Raw genomic sequence first — 16718 nt, 5'->3', positions numbered from 1 at the left:
CCGAGCAGTGCCCGGGCCTTTCCCATCATCTCGTCCCGATCAACTGCAGCCGCTGGTCGAGCCGCAGGTGTCGCATTTGAGGCAGGTGCCATTGCGCACCATGGTGAAGTTGCCGCATTCGCCGCAGGCCTCGCCCTCATAGCCCTTCATGCGCGCTTCCGCCCGCCGCGAGAGATCATCCACGATTGGCTGCGCCGCGCTGTCGGCAAAGCCGTGCAAGGTGGCTTCCGTGCGGGCCTCGTAAGCGAGCGTGCCGATCGCTGATGGACCGCTTGCATAAGCCTGCTCCAGCTGGTGCTGCAGAGCTGTCGCCGATGCGGAGGAAGCCATCGCGTTCTTGGCCATCACCACCACGTTGCCGGAGACCTTCTGCCGGATATAGCCGGTCGACAGATATTTGGCGGCGGGCAGGGCGGCCGGCACACGCGGTCCGTGCAGCTCATCCTCCCCATCGGGCGCCTTGCCTTCGACGTCGCCCTTGCCCAAGGCATCGAAGCCGATGTCGGCCGGATCCACATGGGCGAGATCGTTGCGGCCGAGATAGGATACCGCAAGCTCGCGGAACACATAGTCGAGGATGGAGGTGGCGTTCTTGATCGCCTCATTGCCCTGCACCAGGCCGGCCGGCTCGAAGCGGGTGAAGGTGAAGGCCTCCACATATTCCTCCAGCGGCACGCCGTATTGCAGGCCCAGGGACACGGCGATGGCGAAGTTGTTCATCATCGCCCGAAAGGCCGCGCCCTCCTTGTGCATGTCGATGAAGATCTCACCCAGCCGGCCGTCTTCGTATTCGCCGGTGCGCAGATACACCTTGTGGCCGCCCACCAGCGCCTTCTGGGTGTAACCCTTGCGGCGATGCGGCAGCTTCTGCCGCTTCTGCACCTCGATGACTTTCTCGACGATGCGCTCGACCACCCGTTCCACCCGCTGTGCCTGCGGCTGCTCCAGGAAGTCGTCCAGCTCGTCCTCGTCATCGGCGATCAGCTGCGAGGAGAGCGGCTGCGACAGCTTGGAGCCGTCGCGGTAAAGCGCATTGGCCTTCAGGGCCAGCCGCCAGGAGAGCATGTAAGCCTCCTTGGCGTCCTCGACGGTTGCCTCGTGCGGCATGTTGATGGTCTTGGAAATGGCGCCGGAGATGAAGGGCTGGGCGGCCGCCATCATGCGGATGTGGCTCTCGACCGAGAGGCAGCGCTTGCCGATGCGGCCGCAAGGGTTGGCGCAATCGAACACCGGCAGGTGCTCGGGCAGAAGATGCGGGGCGCCCTCGAGGGTCATGGCCCCGCAGCAGAAAGTGTTGGCCGACTCGATCTCCTTCCTGGAGAAGCCGAGCGCTGCGAGCATGTCGAAATTCATGTCGGCGAGCTGCTCGTCCGAGAGGTTCAGCACCTCGCGGCAGAACGCCTCGCCCAGGCTCCACTTGTTGAAGGCGAACTTGATGTCGAAGGCGGTGGTGAGACTCTGCTCGATCTTCTCGATCACCGCGTCGGTGAAGCCCTTGGCCTTGAGCGTCTCGTGATTGATGCCGGGCGCGCCCTTGAGCGTGCCGTGCCCCACTGCGTAGTCGACCATGTCCTTGATCTGCTCGGGCCTGTAGCCCAGGGAGCGCAGCGCCTCCGGCACCGCCTGGTTGATGATCTTGAAATAGCCGCCGCCAGCCAGCTTCTTGAACTTCACCAGGGCAAAATCGGGCTCGATGCCGGTGGTGTCGCAGTCCATCACGAGGCCGATGGTGCCGGTCGGCGCGATCACCGTGGCCTGGGCGTTGCGATAGCCAAAGCGCTCGCCCAGCTCGACCGCCCGGTCCCAGGCCGCCTTGGCATGAGCGATCAATGCCGTGTCGCGGCAGGATTCCTGGTCGAGCGGCACCGGCGCGATGCTCAAGGCCTCATAGCCCTGGTGCCGGCCGTAAGCGGCAGTGCGGTGATTGCGCATCACCCGGAGCATGGCGTCCCGGTTCTTGGCAAAGCCGGGGAACGCGCCGAGCTCGGCGGCCATTTCGGCCGACGTGGCGTAGGCAACTCCCGTCATGACGGCGCTGATCGCCCCGCACAGTGCGCGCGCCTCATCAGAATCATAGGCGATGCCCGAGGTCATGAGCAGCCCGCCGATATTGGCGAAGCCTAAGCCCAGGGTGCGGTACTCGTAGGAGAGCCTGGCGATCTCCCGCGACGGGAACTGGGCCATAAGCACCGAGATCTCCAGAACGATGGTCCAGAGCCGGGTGGCATGCTCGAACAGCTCCACCTCGAACGCGCCCGTCTCGCGGTTGCGGAACTGCAGCAGGTTGAGCGACGCCAGATTGCACGCCGTATCGTCGAGGAACATGTATTCCGAGCACGGGTTGGACGCGCGGATGGGGCCGCTCTCTGGGCAGGTGTGCCAGTCGTTGATGGTGGTGTGGAACTGGATGCCGGGATCGGCGCAGGCCCAGGCCGCGTAGGCGATCTTGTCCCAGAGATGGCGGGCCTTGACCGTCTTGGCGACGCCCTGCTTCGTGCGCCAGTAGAGCGGCCAGTCTCCACCCTTCAGGACGGCATCGAGAAACTCATCCGTCACCCGTACCGAGTTGTTCGAGTTCTGGCCGGAAACCGTGCGATAGGCCTCCGAATCCCAGTCGGTGTCATAGGTGTCGAAATCGACCTTGTCCTCGCCCTGGCGCGCTCTCTCGATGACCCGACGGACATAAGCTTCCGGCACGTGGGCCCGCCGCGCCGCCTTGACCGCGCGCTTCAGCGCCGGGTTCTTGGCGACATCGAAGCAGTCATCGCCGGAGCCCTCGCAGTTGAGGCAGGCCTTGAGCACCGCCGTGAGGTGCTGCTTGACCGTGCGCGAGCCCGCAACCAGCGCGGCGACCTTCTGCTCCTCCTTCACCTTCCAGTCGATATAGTCCTCGATGTCGGGGTGATCGATGTCGACCACCACCATCTTCGCGGCGCGCCGGGTGGTGCCGCCTGACTTGATCGCCCCCGCGGCCCGGTCGCCGATCTTGAGGAAGCTCATCAGGCCCGATGACTTGCCGCCGCCGGACAAGGGCTCGTTCTCGCCGCGGATGCGCGAGAAATTGGAGCCGGTGCCGGAGCCATATTTGAACAGGCGCGCCTCGCGCACCCACAGGTCCATGATGCCGCCTTCATTCACCAGGTCGTCCTCGACCGACTGGATGAAGCAGGCATGGGGCTGCGGGTGCTCATAGGCCGATTTCGACTTCGTGAGCTTGCCGGTGGCCGGGTCCACGTAGAAGTGGCCCTGCGACGGGCCGTCGATCCCATAGGCCCAGTGCAGGCCCGTATTGAACCATTGCGGGCTGTTGGGCGCGCATTTCTGGGTGACGAGCATGAAGCACAGCTCGTCATAGAAGGCGCGCGCATCCTCCTCCCCGTCGAAATAGCCGCCCTTCCAGCCCCAATAGGTCCAGGTGCCGGCCAACCGGTGGCAGACCTGCTTGACGGAGGTTTCGGTCGTATAGCGCTCCTTCTCCGGCAGCGCGGCGAGCGCCGCTTCATCCGGAACCGAGCGCCACAGCCATGACGGGACGGTCTCTTCCTCCACACGCTTCAGGCGCGCAGGCACACCGGCCTTGCGGAAGTATTTCTGGGCGAGAATGTCGCAGGCCACCTGGCTCCAGAACGCGGGAACCTCGATGTTCTCGAGCTTGAACACGGTCGATCCGTCGGGATTGCGGATCTCGCTCGTGGCGCGCCGGAACGTCAGTCCGTCAAAAGGCGTCGTTCCGGCGACAGTGTATCGGCGCTCGATGCGCATCGGTCAGCTCCCCAATGGTACAAAGACAATCACGGATCGAGGAGCGCCTCCTGTTCGACTGTGTTATCCCGGCGGAGGGGGCCAGGGTTAACCGAAGCAGTAGGCGTGATTCAGGACAAAAAACATGCGTCGCAGCCCAAACTCCGGCTGCCGACAACCTGCCGAATCTGCCCCGAAAAGCTCCTGCGTGCCCCTCCGCCGCACATGCCGCAACGGGCAAAGGCGACTCTCTCGAAGTCTCCCGATGATGCCAATGCGCAGATCAGGCGTCAACTGAACATAACTGCAAAAAGACAACAGATTGTGTGCAGGTAGCCTGTCCACACCATATCTGGCACCATTAACGGTTTGTTAACAGCTTTTCCTCCAGGTTGTCGGCAGGGCGATTCTGCGGCGAAGCGCATGCCCGGCAAGGCTCCGGCGCCCCCACGGCCAGGTCGCAGTGGACGGATCACGCCTGTTGCGTCATAAGACGGTCCTGACATGGACGCGGCACGGCCCGTGGCACAGCTCGAGACGCTACGGCCAACGCCGCTCGCGGGGACCCCGGAGCCAGACGCATCATGGGCGTTAAGTCATTTCTGCTGCAATTCTTCACCTGGTGGCACAGCCAGACCTTGGGCACGAGGCTGCTGATCGCGCGCCAGGGGGAATTCGTGGGCGAGGACCAGTTCGGCAACAAATACTACCGGCAGCGCAACGGCGAGCGCCGGTGGGTGGTCTATAGCGGTGTGGTCGAAGCCTCCATGGTGCCCCCGGGCTGGCATGGCTGGCTTGCCCATCGGGTGGACATACCCCCGAGCCAGGAGAATTATCAGCCGCACCCCTGGGAGAAGCCTTATATGCCCAATATGACAGGGGTAGCGCCGCGCTATCTGCCCCATGGCAGCCTCGCGAATCCCGAACCTCGCGTGGTGGCACGGCCAGACTATGAGCCATGGACGCCGGAGTGACGGTAAGGCGGGGTGATCGCCGCTGCCGCCCGGACCTTTCGCGCTCATGAGCTTACGTCGATAAGCGTCGTGCAGGGCCTAAAGTAAGGATCGAGGTTTTCCCCCATGAAGCAGAACGTCGTGGAAACCGTTACCGGCGCGATCGTCATCGCGGTCGCGGCTGCTTTCCTTTTCTTCGTCTATACGACGACTGGCGTCGGCGGGATATCCGGCGCCTATCACGTGAAGGCCTCATTCAACAACCTCGGCGGCGTCAGCACCGGATCGGACGTCCGCATTTCCGGGGTCAAGGTGGGCAGCGTCACCAGCCAGGCTCTCGACGACGTCTATGAAGCGGTTCTTACGCTCGCCATCGACAACGGCGTGAAGATCCCCGAGGACTCGACCGCCAAGATCACCTCGGAAGGGCTGCTGGGCGCGAGCTACGTGGCCATCGAGCCGGGGGGCTCGGAGGCGGCGATGAAGGAGGGAGACCAGTTCCAGTACACCCAGTCGGCGCTCGATCTGTGGAGCATCGTGAGCTCCTTCGCCAGTTCCGGCAGCGGGTCGAAGTCCAGCGCGCCCGCAAGCGGTGCGACACCGGAGCCGGCACCGCAACCCGCCCCGGGGGCTGGCGCAGGGGAAGGCACGCAATCCGGGGCGGAGCAATGACGGCAGAAGCCCCGGCCCGCACCCAGACATGGGCGCCCGACACCTATGCGGCTCACGGCCGCTTCGTGGCCGACCTCGCCGGGGCGGTACTCGAATGGCTTGCAGCGCAGCCGGGCGAGCGCATTCTCGATCTCGGCTGCGGCGACGGGGTGCTGACAGCGGCCTTGAAAGCCGCTGGCGCCGACGTGGTGGGCGTGGACTCGAGTCCCGAGATGGTGGCGGCTGCCCGCGCCCGCGGGGTCGACGCGCGGGTCATGGACGGCGAGGGGCTGACCTTCGTCAGCGCGTTCGACGCGGTGTTCTCGAACGCCGCCCTGCACTGGATGACCCGGCCCGAAAGGGTTCTCGATGGAATAGCGCGGGCGCTGAAGCCCGGCGGACGCTTTGTCGCCGAATTTGGGGGCCATACCAATGTGGCTGCGATCATCACCGCCATGCGGGCCGTTGCCCGCCGGCGCGGCGGGGACGAGACGCTAGCCGGTCCTTGGTTCTTTCCCACCCCGGAGGAATATGGCGCGATGCTCGACGCGCACGGCTTCGACGTCAAGCGGATCGGGTTGTTCGCGCGGCCCACGCCGCTCAAGACCGGCATGGCCAGCTGGCTCGTGGTGTTCCGCAAGCCGTTCTTCGAGCAGTTCGGATCAGAGGCCGAGTCGGTTGTCGCGGAAGTGGAGGACCTGCTGGCGCCCACACTGCGTGATCGCGCAGGCAATTGGACCGCCGACTACATGCGCATCAGAGTCGAGGCCAAGCTTCGGTGATGCCTAGCCTGCGCTTCAGCTCAACCCGTGTCTTGGCTGCCGTTTTCGGCCTCGGCGCCGTGCTTGGCTCATCTCCGGCGGCACGTGCGGAGGCGATCGCCAATCCGGTCGCCGTGTTTTCGGGGCTTGATAAGATCACCGCGACCATTACCTCCTTCCATGTGCCCATCAACAGCACCAAGCGCTTCGGCCAGATCGAGGTCACGCCGCGGGTCTGCTATTCCAGGCCTCCCACCGAGGAGCCCAAGACCTCCACTTTCGTCGAGATCGATGAGCTGGAGGAGGATGGCTCCAAGAAGCGGATCTTCTCGGGCTGGATGTTCGCGGAAAGCCCCGGGCTCAACGCCTTGGAGCATCCGGTGTTCGATGTCTGGCTCACCGGGTGCACCGACCCCAGCAAGGCGCCGGAGGCGGCGCCGGACGGCGGCACGACCACGCCCGAGATGGCGCCGGACGAAATTCCCAAGGATACTGATTAGGGCGAATCAGCATCGAGCAAGGATCAGGACACCGTCAGGCATGTCTGAAATTGATGACCTGTTCGGGCGGCTCGACGCCCATCTCCAGGAAAATCGCGCCCGCAAGCGGGCGGAGAAGCCGATCAGCCCCAAGGTGACACTGGTGCCGGTGCCGCCGCCCTCGTCTGGAGCGCCGGCCAAAGGCACGGCCGCGGCCAAAGCGGCTGGTGCGGCCAAGGCTGCCCCGTCGAGCGTTCCGGCCGTCGAGCCTACCTATACGGCTGCCGATATCGAGGTGCTCGAAGGCCTGGAGCCGGTGCGGCGCCGGCCCGGCATGTATATCGGCGGCACCGACGAGAAGGCGCTGCATCACCTCTTCGCCGAGGTGATCGACAACGCCATGGACGAGGCGATCGCCGGGCACGCCACCTTCATCGAGGTGGATTACGACGCGGACGGCTTCCTCACCGTCAACGACAACGGCCGCGGCATCCCGGTCGACCCCCATCCCAAGTTCCCGGACAAGTCGGCGCTGGAGATCATTCTCACCACCCTTCATGCGGGCGGCAAGTTCGACAGCAAGGTCTATGCGACCTCCGGTGGCCTGCACGGGGTGGGCGTCTCCGTGGTGAATGCGCTGTCGGACCGGCTCGAGGTCGAGGTGGCGCGTGGCCAGATGCTGTATCGGCAGGCCTATGCCCGCGGCACGCCCTTGGGTCCGCTGGAGCAGGTGGGCCGAACCGCCAACCGCCGGGGCACCCGCGTGCGCTTCCACCCGGACCCGGAGATCTTCGGCAGGGACGTCCGCTTCAAGCCCGCTCGCCTGTTCCGCATGGCCCGCGCGAAGGCCTATCTGTTCGGCGGGGTCGAGGTGCGCTGGTCCTGCGCGGATGTTCATATCGGCCCCAATGACGAGACGCCGCAGAAGGCCGTGCTGCGCTTTCCCGGCGGCCTCAAGGATTTCCTGGAAGCGCAGCTCGAGGGCCGCGAAAGGGTGACCGACGAGATCTTCGCCGGCAAGGTGACGAAGCCCGAGGGCCATGGCTCGGTGGAATGGGCCATCGGCTGGTTCGCCGGCGACGGCTTCGTCAGCTCCTATTGCAACACGGTGCCTACCAGCGAGGGCGGCACCCACGAGAACGGCATGAAGTCGGCGCTCACCCGGTCGCTCAAGGCCTATGCCGAGCTCACCGGCAACCGGCGCGCCAAGGACATCATGTCGGAAGACGTGCTGGCCTCTGCCGGCGTGCTCCTGTCGGTGTTCATTCGCGAGCCGGAGTTCCAGGGACAGACGAAGGAGAAGCTCGCCTCCATCGAGGCCGGCCGCATCGTCGACCAGACGCTGAAGGATCATTTCGATCACTGGCTGACCGGCCATCCCGCCCAGGCCAACCGGCTGCTCGACTGGGTGGTGGACCGCGCCGAGGAGCGCATGCGCCGCCGCCAGGAGCGCGAGGTGCAGCGCAAGACGGCGGTGCGCAAGCTACGCCTGCCCGGCAAGCTCGCCGATTGCCAGCAGAATGCCGCGCAGGGCGCGGAGCTGTTCATCGTCGAAGGGGATTCGGCCGGCGGCTCCGCCAAACAGGCCCGCGACCGGCGCACTCAGGCCGTGCTGCCCTTGCGGGGCAAGATCCTGAACGTTGCCTCCGCCACCCGCGACAAGCTCGCGCAAAATCAGCAGCTCTCGGACTTGGTGCAGGCGCTGGGCTGCGGCACCGGCAGCCGCTACCGGGATGATGACCTGCGCTACGACAAGGTCATCATCATGACCGACGCGGACGTGGATGGCGCGCATATCGCCTCGCTGCTCATCACCTTCTTCTATCGCGAAATGCCGCGGCTGATCGAGAACGGCCACCTCTATCTCGCGGTGCCGCCGCTCTATCGCATCGCACAGGGCGCCAAGACCATTTACGCCCGCGACGATGCGCATAAGGACGCGCTCATCGCCACCGAGTTCAAGGGCCGCGGCAAAGTCGAGGTCTCGCGCTTCAAGGGCCTGGGCGAGATGATGCCGGCCCAGCTCAAGGAAACCACCATGGATCCCAAGAACCGCACCCTGCTCCAGGTGCGGCTGGTGGAGGACGAGGAAGGCGAGACCCGGCAGATCGTCGAGCAGCTCATGGGCAACAAGCCGGAGGAGCGCTTCCGCTTCATCACCGAGCACGCGGAATTCGTGGACGAGGAGGAGTTGGACGTCTGAGCGCCGGAAGACGGAGGAGGGCCGCGAGCAAGGCCCTCCCGATGCCGCGCCTCAAGCGAACCGCTGTTGACGTGAGCGGCGGAGCAGCCAGTCCAGTCCCGCGATCACCACCAGCGACAGCCCGACCAGCGGAAACAGCAGGCCGCCGAGCGCCAGAAGCGCCAGCAGCCCGCGCAGCACCCGCGGGTCCGCCGGCATTGGCGGAACACCGAGGCGTCCGCTCGGCCGCCGCTTCCACCACATGACGGCGGCGGAGAGGGAAAGCGCGATCATGGCCAGGCAGGCGGCGAGCAGGACCATCTGATTGGCCAGTCCGAATTCCTGGCCCATATGGACATTGATCCCCCACTCCAGCGCCTTGCCGAGCGGGCCGTAATCCGCATAGCTCATATCGAGCAGCGGCTTGCCCGTATATTGATCGAGATGCACCACCCGCTGCCGGCTGAGATCGTCGGGATAGACTGAGGCCGTATAGACCCCGCTCGGCGTGGTCGGCAGGCTTACTGCATAGCCGGGATGAAGGCCGAGCCGCTCGAAAACGGCCACCGCCGCATCAAGGCCGATAGGGGCGGCTGACGCGCCCTCGGGGGCCGACACCGGCATTCGGGCCTGCTCGAGCGACCAGCTCGTGGACCCATGCTCATGCAGGTGCTCACCCGACATAGGCACGTCCACCCGCAGGCCGGCGGGATAGCCGAAATTGCTGCCATTGGCCCATTCGTTGACCTTGGCCCCCCATACGCCCGACCACGGCATGCCGGTCACCGCCAGGAACACAATGAAGCCGCCGACGAACAAGCCGACAACCGCATGGACATCGCGCCAGAACAGGCGGTGCCGTGGCCGGCCCCGGATGGCGAGGCCACTCTGGTTTTGGCGTGGCCACCAGAGATAGAGACCGGTGCCAACCAGCAGGAGCGACCATCCCGCGGCAATCTCGATCAGCGCCCGGGCGACCGGGCCGAAATAGCGCAGGCTGTGCAGGTGGCGGATGGTCCACATGACCGTGCCGCGATCGGGCAGGCTGCCGAGTACCCTGCCGTCATAAGGATCGACATAGACGGCCAGCTTCTCGCCGCTGCTGGTCGAGACCGTAACCTCGGCCGAAGCGTCCCGTCTGGCTGGATCGGTGAACTTGGCCGCCTGCCCGGGATAGGCGGCCAGTGCCGCCTCGACCAGCATCGAGGGCGCCAAGGGCTGTTCCGCGTTGGGGCCGGGTTGCGGCACCGCCACCTGCTTCAACTCTGCATGCACGATGGCATCGATCTCGTCACGGAACAGATAGAGCGCACCGGTGACGGCGAGGGTGATGAGGAAGGGCAGCACTAGCAGGCCGCCGTAGAAATGCCAGCGCCAGACGGCGCGATAGAGGTCGGCCGCGCGCGACGCCGAGGCCGGGCGCAGCGCGTCATCCGCAGGATCGTGCGGCATGAGCTTTCTCCACAAGCATGATGAGGGACGCCCGGCCACGGCGCGGGCGGATGGATCACGTCAGGTGGAGAAACCTGGGCGGGCCGCGTGCATCCGGAGGTCCGCCGATCATGCCTGCGGGGCCTGGATCCGACCTCGGCCGCACGGCGCCTCGGTCGGGTTCCGGTGTAAGCTGTGCCAGGATCTGCAGGGATGGCGCCAATACCGGCTGGACGAAGCCGGCCAGCTTGCAATGAAGAATGCAGGTGGCGTCGGTAACCGGGCTCTGTTCGGCCGGTCCCTGCTGCGGCGCGCCCGCAGCGGCTACCGCGCAAATACCCCCGGCGTCCTGGCGCGCGTGGACCAACTGGCCGAGGCCCAAGGCCGCAACGATGCTCTGGACGAGCAGCAGGTAGGCGAGGGCGACCTTCAGCGGGCCACCCAACCCTCGACGGTTCAACATCCCCCGCAAGCGTTGCATGAGACGTTGATGGCGCAGTCCGCCCACGGTGTCACTGCGACAGCTTGCGCTGGGCGTGCAGCATAGCGACGGCTCAGCGCGGTCCCGAACGGTCGTTAGACGGACCGCGGGCGGTTGGCTTGGCCCTCTTCCGCCTCGATCTTGAGCTTCCGCGCGGCCTCCTCCAGCCGTCGCGGATCATCGCCCAGCGTGTCCACGAGTTGCCGCACCTGTTCCAGGGGCAGTCCGAATCGTTCCGCAAGGTCCCTGACCTCGTAGGGCTGGTGGTCCGTGACCCCGCTGAGATCGCGGGGGCCTCGCCTGGGCCTGTGGTCCTCCATGGGAACTCCTCAGGTTGACCTGTCGCGCAAATGGCGACGGGCTCCGGTCGTCAACGGCATGGGAGCATATGTGCAGCACTGATGGCGGCCGAACGCCCGTCATGCAGAGCAATGACGTCAGTCCATCTTGGTTCCGGAATACCCATCGGGTTGCGGCGGCGGTCCTGCTTGGTATGCTGTTGCGGACAGACGGAGGAGGAACAGGCGAGTCGTGGCCATCAGGCACACCATCGCTCCGGATGACGATGTGCGCGCATTGCTCGCGGAACTTGATGCGCATCTGCAGCGGTTCTATGCGCCGGACCAGCGACACGCCGTCTCCCTGGCCGAGCTCTTTCAGCCGAATATCGCCTTTTTTCTCGCCTATGCCGGAGGTGAGCCGGTCGCCTGCGGCGGCGTCGGCTTCTATGACGGCTATGCCGAACTCAAGCGCCTCTATTCGCGACCCTCGGCGCGGGGCCGCGGCTATGCCAGGTCCATCCTCACGCATCTCGAAGAGGAGGCGTGTGCGCGCGGCGAGAGGCTGCTGCGGCTGGAGACCGGCGTCCATCAGCCAGAAGCGATCCGCTTCTACGAGCGGGCCGGCTTCCGCCCGTGCCGCCCGTTCGGCCCCTATGCCGCCATGCCGGCGAAAGCCATCGCGCTGAGCCTGTTCTTCGAAAAGCCCCTTGCCGCCGGCGAGGCCTGAGCCTCGCCAGCCATGTCTTGGAGGCACGCCGCCTATTCGGCGGCCTGTTCGCGCATTGCGGAGCTGCCCCTCATGCCGCCCAGCACCTCCTCGGCCGTGGCCCTGTGGTTCTTCACCGAGCTGGTCCACTGGCCCCACACGGTCGGGTCGATCTTGTCGCCGTTGCGGCCCAGGTTCTGCAGCCGGCGCTGATCTTCGTCCGTCAGCACCTGCTTCGGCAGCGGCGGCAGGTGGCGCACGTCGTCCGCGCTCATGCCGATCATCTGGCCGACCCGGTTGCCGTAATCGTCGTGGATCAGCAGCAGGTGCCACAGCATGCGTTCCTGTACGTCGCGCTCGCACTGCTTGAGATTGGTGGCCATGTTCAGCACGAGATCATCCCGCTCCCAGTCCATCATCGTGCAATAGCGGCCACGCGCCTGCACGTAATCGTTGCGCCGCTCGATGACGCTGCGGGTGAGCCGCCCCCGGATCTCCGGCGGGTTGTTGGGCGCTTCACGCTGCGATTCCATGAGCCCGTTATGGAGCGAGGGCTCATAGTTCACATGGGGGTTCTGCCCGGGGGCGAGATCGCGGTGATAGGACATCTGGCCGCCCGACTGGTTGGTCGCCACGCGCGCGTTCTTGGCCTGATTCACCGGCAGTTGCAGGTAGTTCGGGCCCACCCGGTACCGCTGCGTGTCGGAATAGGAGAAGGTGCGGCCCACCAGCATCTTGTCGTCGGAGAAGTCGAGCCCGTCCACCAGCACGCCGGTGCCCATGGCGATCTGCTCGTTCTCGTTGAAGAAGTCCTCCACATTGCGGTTGAGCGTCATCACGCCCGCATGGCGCAGCGGGAAGTCCTTCTCCGGCCAGATCTTGGTGTCATCCAGCGGGTCCCAGTCGAGTTCGGGATGGTCATGGTCCTCCATGATCTGGATATAGAGATCCCACTGCGGATACTCGCCCCGCTCGATCGCCTCATAGAGGTCCTTGGAGGCCGAGCCCAGATCCTGAGCCTGCACCTTGGCGGCTTCCTCGGCGGTCAGGCTGGCGATGCCGCAGCGCGGATGCCAGTGATACTTGACCAGCACGGTGTCGCCTTGGGCATTCACCATCTTGTAGGTGTTGACCCCGAACCCCTCCATGTGCCGGTAGCTCGCCGGAATGCCGCGCGGGCTGAACAGGTGGGTCAGCATGTGCATGGATTCCGGCGTCTGGCTCATGAAGTCGAAGATCCGGTTCGGCTCCTGGCGGAAGGTGACCGGGTCGGGCTTGAGCGAGTGGATGACGTCTGGGAACTTAATGGCGTCGCGGATGAAGAACACCGCGAGATTGTTGCCGACCAGATCCCAATTGCCGTCCTCCGTATAGAACTTCACCGCAAAGCCCCGAGGATCGCGGGCGACTTCCGAGGAATCGCGGCCCCCGATCACCGTGGAGAAGCGGATGGCGAGCGGCGTTTTCTTGCCGGGTTCCTGGAACAGCTTGGCGCGGGTGTATTTGGAGGCCGGCTCATCGCCGATCTTGCCGGTCGCCTCGAACTCGCCATAGCAGACAAAGCCACGCGCATGCACCACCCGCTCTGGGATCCTTTCGCGGTCGAAATGGGTGATCTTCTCCAGGAAATGATAGTTCTCCAGCGTGGCCGGCCCGCGGCTTCCCACGGTCCGCTGCGACTGGTTGTCGGTGATCGGATGACCTTGCCGGTCGGTGAGCACGCGTTCGGCGCTCTCCGGAGGGCGCTTGCTGCCTGGTCCGGTCGGATTGGTGGCCATGGCTCTCTCCCATATCTGTGGCCCGCTGATCCAGCGATGATCTCACGAGGAAAGCCCGCCAAGGCGCAGGCGCGCGCCACCCTCCCCGGAAAACCGCTGGTCTTTCTAAAGCGCGGAATCGGGGAACGGGTTCCCGGGTGGCGAAATGGATCGGGGAGGGGTGACGGGGGTTCAACCGCTCCGCCGGGGTTGGTAGGCGGATACATCCCATGCGAAGCATGCGATGCAGCCGTTGAACGCCCGTCGCGCACTGAACCATCTTCTATGGGCTTGGGTTCCACGGTCGCCGAGCTTCTCGTCTAAAAGGCTGAGACCAGCCAATCCACCGCCGTCGCTCCCGCGACGAGAAGAAAGACGCACCATGCCAGAGCCGCTATGCTGAGGATGATCGCGACGAGAACGGCGACCCCGTCGCGCACGATCCAGCCGAAGGCCAGGGCGGCGAGCGCCAGGGCCGGAACGGTGTTTCCGAGGGGAAGCAGGATGGCAATGGCCAGCAGCAGAACGGGCACGGCCTGCACCGCGCGGGCAGCGCGGCCGGTGAGCCACGAGAGCCGCTGCTCGCGGAGGTAGCGCTCCGTCCGCGCCATGCAAGGCAGGCTGCGCGCGAGAATGGAACGCAACAGCCGTCTCGATACGGGCCGCTTGCGGATGAACGCGGGAAGGGAAAGGCTGCTCGCGCCGCGCAGGGCCTGCATGGCGAGAATGACGATGAGGCATCCCAGCGGAAACCCTATCGGCCCCGGCGCAGGGATGATCATGGGTAGCGCCAGCAGCAGCAAGGCGATGCCGAAGCCGTCGGGCCCGAGCCGATCGAGTATGGACCCCACCGTCACCGTCTCACCGCGAGGAACATGCAGGGCTTGCAGCAATCGACGGGAAATCGGACCTCGCCCTTTCCGCAGCCTCTGCGTTGATCGCGTCAACTCCATCCTGTGCACCTAAGCGTGCCAGCCCAACCCAGGCACGCGCCGGGCAAACCTATCGCATTGGATCGAACGGGGAAAACCAAATCGAGCCTCTAGCTCTCCCACCGGAGCTCGGCCGATCCGGACGGGCGCAACGGCCTGTCTTGGCGGCCCAGTGCGTTGCTAGGTTCCTGACCGACCGACAAGGCCAATCGGGCCGCCGTCGCGGCAGATAGCGGCCCGCCGAGGAGAAATCCCTGGATCTGGTCGCATCCCTGCCGCACGAGGAAATCCTTCTGCGCTTCGGTCTCGACGCCTTCGCCCGTGATATCGATCCGCAGCGCCCGTGCCATGCGGATGATCGCGAGCACGATCTCGCGCGAGTCCTCGGAAAATTCGATCTGCCGGATGAAGGACTGATCGATCTTGATCCGGTCGACCACGTAATTGCGCAGATAGTCGAGCGAGGAATAGCCGCTGCCGAAATCGTCGAGCGCGATCTTGACGCCGGCCTTGCGCAGCGCCTCGAGATTGGCCTGGGAATGCCCGCCCCGGTGGATCAGGATGTTCTCGGTGATCTCGAGCTCGAGCCGCTGCGGATCGAAGCCCGTCCTCCCGATCGTGCCGAGGCATTTTTCGGCAAAATCGGCCCGGCGCAGCTGAGCCGGCGAAACGTTCACGGCCATCTTGTGCACGCCCCAGGCCTTGCCTGCGGCGCAGGCCTCGCCAAGGGTCCACATGCCGATTTCGTGGATGAGACCGGTTTCTTCGGCAATCCCGATGAAGCTCGACGGTGGAAGCAGCCCGCGAACAGGATGCTGCCAGCGCAGGAGGGCCTCGAAGCCGGCCATCACCTGCGCGCTGGACGAGAAGAGCGGCTGATAAACGAGGCACAGCTCGCGCCGGTCGATGGCGTTGCGAAGTTCCCGTTCGGTCGCGTTGCGAATCTGGACAGCTTCATCCATGGTCGGCGTGAACAGCCGGTATGATCCGCGCTCTTCCGCCTTCGCGCGATAGAGGGCGATATCGGCTTTCCGGAACAGCTCGCTCGCTTCGATGCCCGCGGCAGGAGCCAGGGCCATGCCGATGCTGACCGTGATCGACATCTGCTGCCCGATTTCCGTGAACGGCTCGCCGAAGGCTTTGAGCACCTGGTTGCAGACCCGGCGGCCGTTCTCCGCGTCGGTGTCGACGCAGAGTATGGCGAACTCGTCCCCGCCAAGCCGCGCGACCGTGTCGCTCTCGCGGCAGACAGAGAGCAGCCGACGCGCCACTTCGCGGATCAGCTCGTCGCCGGCCGGATGGCCCCAGGTGTCGTTGACGTTCTTGAAGTTGTCGATGTCCAGATAGAGAAGCGCCAGAGTGGTCTGGCCGGCTCTGACCCCGGCGAGATCCCGCTCCAGGCACTGGCTGAACATCAGACGGTTCGGCAGGCCGGTCAGTCCGTCCGTGAAGGCAAGGTGCTGAGCATGCGCCCGGCTTGCCTCAATCTTGGCTGCGGCCTGGCTGAGCCGCCGTCCAAAGAACCAGCATAGCGCAATCACGACCAGCAAGGCACAGCCTGCGAGCGGGATCACGCGCGTGAGGATACGCTTGCCCGGCCGTTCCGGGCTCCAGACCACAAAGCCCAGCGCCTCGCCGGTGCTGGACATCAGGGGGTAGGCTGCCCCTTCACCGGGCGCGCTGGATGCCACGAACCTCGCATCCGAGATGAGGCGTGTGTCCGTCAGCTTCTGAAAGACGTTACCGTCGAGGAAGCGAATGCTCACATGCAGAAAAGGGGCAGACCGCTGCACGATGCTCCCGTCATTCTCAGGTATGATCGGCATGGCGCTGACGATGGCGGCGCGGCCGTCGATCAGGCCGACCTCGGTGGTTCCGAGCCCATCGCCATGCGCATCGACCTCCATGTCCGGCGGCAGCGCGCTGAGCCGCTCGCGGGCCTTGGCCGCGACGCTCCTGACCAGATCCGGCAATGGCGCGGAGGCTTCCGGCACTCTGCCCCCCTCATAGGCGAATGCCTTCTCGTTGGCCGAATTGAGGATATAGACCACGTCGTGGCCGAAATAGTCGTGCATCCAGCGGGCGAGATTGACGTAAACCCACTCGGGATCGAAGTTGAGTGCCGTCTTCTCGACGGCATCATTCCAGATGGTGACGCTGGCCTGATCGCGCGGGATCTGCGCGATGATGCTTTGGACCACACTATCGACGACGGCGATCTCACGACCAAGGGCGATCTGGTCGCTTTCCTCGGCGGACCAGAGGAGCAGGGCAGACAGCAGTACCGCGCCGACGCCGCTGATCACACAAAGGGCAACCGCGATATACGAAGACGTGGCTCGAGCCACCACTGATCCCAGTTG

The 16718-nt window shown here is 65.2% G+C and carries 13 protein-coding genes; 6 read left to right on the top strand and 7 right to left on the bottom strand.

Features of this window, described 5'->3' with window-relative positions; all coding sequences use genetic code 11:
* Window positions 1-39: 39 nt before the first annotated feature.
* A complete protein-coding gene (locus tag E4P09_RS16005) occupies window positions 40-3762 on the bottom strand; it encodes a vitamin B12-dependent ribonucleotide reductase (protein WP_137390603.1) in 3723 nt (1240 codons plus the stop codon).
* Window positions 3763-4325: 563 nt separating this feature from the next.
* Here E4P09_RS16005 and E4P09_RS16000 point away from each other — a divergent pair.
* The 5 genes from E4P09_RS16000 to parE all read left to right on the top strand — a co-directional run bounded on the left by E4P09_RS16000 (window position 4326) and on the right by parE (window position 8788).
* Window positions 4326-4715, top strand: coding sequence for an NADH:ubiquinone oxidoreductase subunit NDUFA12 (locus E4P09_RS16000; RefSeq protein WP_137390602.1), 390 nt, complete (start codon window positions 4326-4328; stop codon window positions 4713-4715).
* A 105-nt stretch (window positions 4716-4820) separates the two neighbouring features.
* The gene (gene mlaD / locus E4P09_RS15995; RefSeq protein ID WP_137390601.1) at window positions 4821-5366 is read left to right on the top strand and encodes an outer membrane lipid asymmetry maintenance protein MlaD; all 546 of its coding nucleotides are present in this window, start codon (window positions 4821-4823) and stop codon (window positions 5364-5366) included.
* Window positions 5363-6127, top strand: coding sequence for a class I SAM-dependent methyltransferase (locus E4P09_RS15990; RefSeq protein WP_137390600.1), 765 nt, complete (start codon window positions 5363-5365; stop codon window positions 6125-6127). Before mlaD ends, E4P09_RS15990 begins: the two co-directional genes overlap by 4 nt.
* Window positions 6127-6606: a DUF2155 domain-containing protein gene (locus tag E4P09_RS15985; protein WP_137390821.1), complete on the top strand. Its 480-nt coding sequence runs from the start codon at window positions 6127-6129 to the stop codon at window positions 6604-6606. Before E4P09_RS15990 ends, E4P09_RS15985 begins: the two co-directional genes overlap by 1 nt.
* Before the next feature lie 40 nt (window positions 6607-6646).
* Window positions 6647-8788 (top strand): DNA topoisomerase IV subunit B, encoded by a 2142-nt coding sequence (parE, locus tag E4P09_RS15980; protein ID WP_137390599.1) that lies wholly within the window; start codon window positions 6647-6649, stop codon window positions 8786-8788.
* A gap of 51 nt (window positions 8789-8839) precedes the next feature.
* Here the strand turns inward: parE and E4P09_RS15975 are convergent, their stop codons facing one another.
* The 3 genes from E4P09_RS15975 to E4P09_RS15965 all read right to left on the bottom strand — a co-directional run bounded on the left by E4P09_RS15975 (window position 8840) and on the right by E4P09_RS15965 (window position 10999).
* Complete coding sequence (locus tag E4P09_RS15975) at window positions 8840-10219, bottom strand: PepSY-associated TM helix domain-containing protein (RefSeq protein ID WP_137390598.1); 1380 nt, start codon at window positions 10217-10219, stop codon at window positions 8840-8842.
* 55 nt (window positions 10220-10274) lie between these two features.
* On the bottom strand, window positions 10275-10661 hold the full coding sequence (locus E4P09_RS15970; protein ID WP_137390597.1) for a hypothetical protein: 387 nt from the start codon (window positions 10659-10661) through the stop codon (window positions 10275-10277).
* Window positions 10662-10774: 113 nt separating this feature from the next.
* On the bottom strand, window positions 10775-10999 hold the full coding sequence (locus tag E4P09_RS15965) for a DUF3606 domain-containing protein (protein ID WP_137390596.1): 225 nt from the start codon (window positions 10997-10999) through the stop codon (window positions 10775-10777).
* A 211-nt stretch (window positions 11000-11210) separates the two neighbouring features.
* On the opposite strand from E4P09_RS15965, the gene E4P09_RS15960 reads away from it, so the two are divergent.
* Entirely contained in the window at window positions 11211-11687 is a 477-nt protein-coding gene (locus E4P09_RS15960) for a GNAT family N-acetyltransferase (RefSeq protein ID WP_137390595.1), read from the top strand.
* Window positions 11688-11719: 32 nt separating this feature from the next.
* Here E4P09_RS15960 and E4P09_RS15955 read toward each other — a convergent pair whose 3' ends face one another.
* From E4P09_RS15955 to E4P09_RS15945, 3 genes are all read right to left on the bottom strand, one after another.
* Complete coding sequence (locus E4P09_RS15955) at window positions 11720-13444, bottom strand: catalase (RefSeq protein ID WP_137390594.1); 1725 nt, start codon at window positions 13442-13444, stop codon at window positions 11720-11722.
* A 299-nt stretch (window positions 13445-13743) separates the two neighbouring features.
* Window positions 13744-14376, bottom strand: coding sequence for an exopolysaccharide biosynthesis protein (locus E4P09_RS15950; protein WP_137390593.1), 633 nt, complete (start codon window positions 14374-14376; stop codon window positions 13744-13746).
* Between the two features lie 89 nt (window positions 14377-14465).
* On the bottom strand, window positions 14466-16703 hold the full coding sequence (locus E4P09_RS15945; RefSeq protein WP_170984461.1) for a putative bifunctional diguanylate cyclase/phosphodiesterase: 2238 nt from the start codon (window positions 16701-16703) through the stop codon (window positions 14466-14468).
* Window positions 16704-16718 lie beyond the last annotated feature (15 nt).

Source organism: Rhodoligotrophos defluvii, assembly GCF_005281615.1.
Classification (GTDB): Bacteria; Pseudomonadota; Alphaproteobacteria; order Rhizobiales; family Im1; genus Rhodoligotrophos; species Rhodoligotrophos defluvii.
The sequence above is the reverse complement of the archived record's forward strand: the minus strand, read 5'-3'. Positions and strand labels throughout refer to the sequence as shown.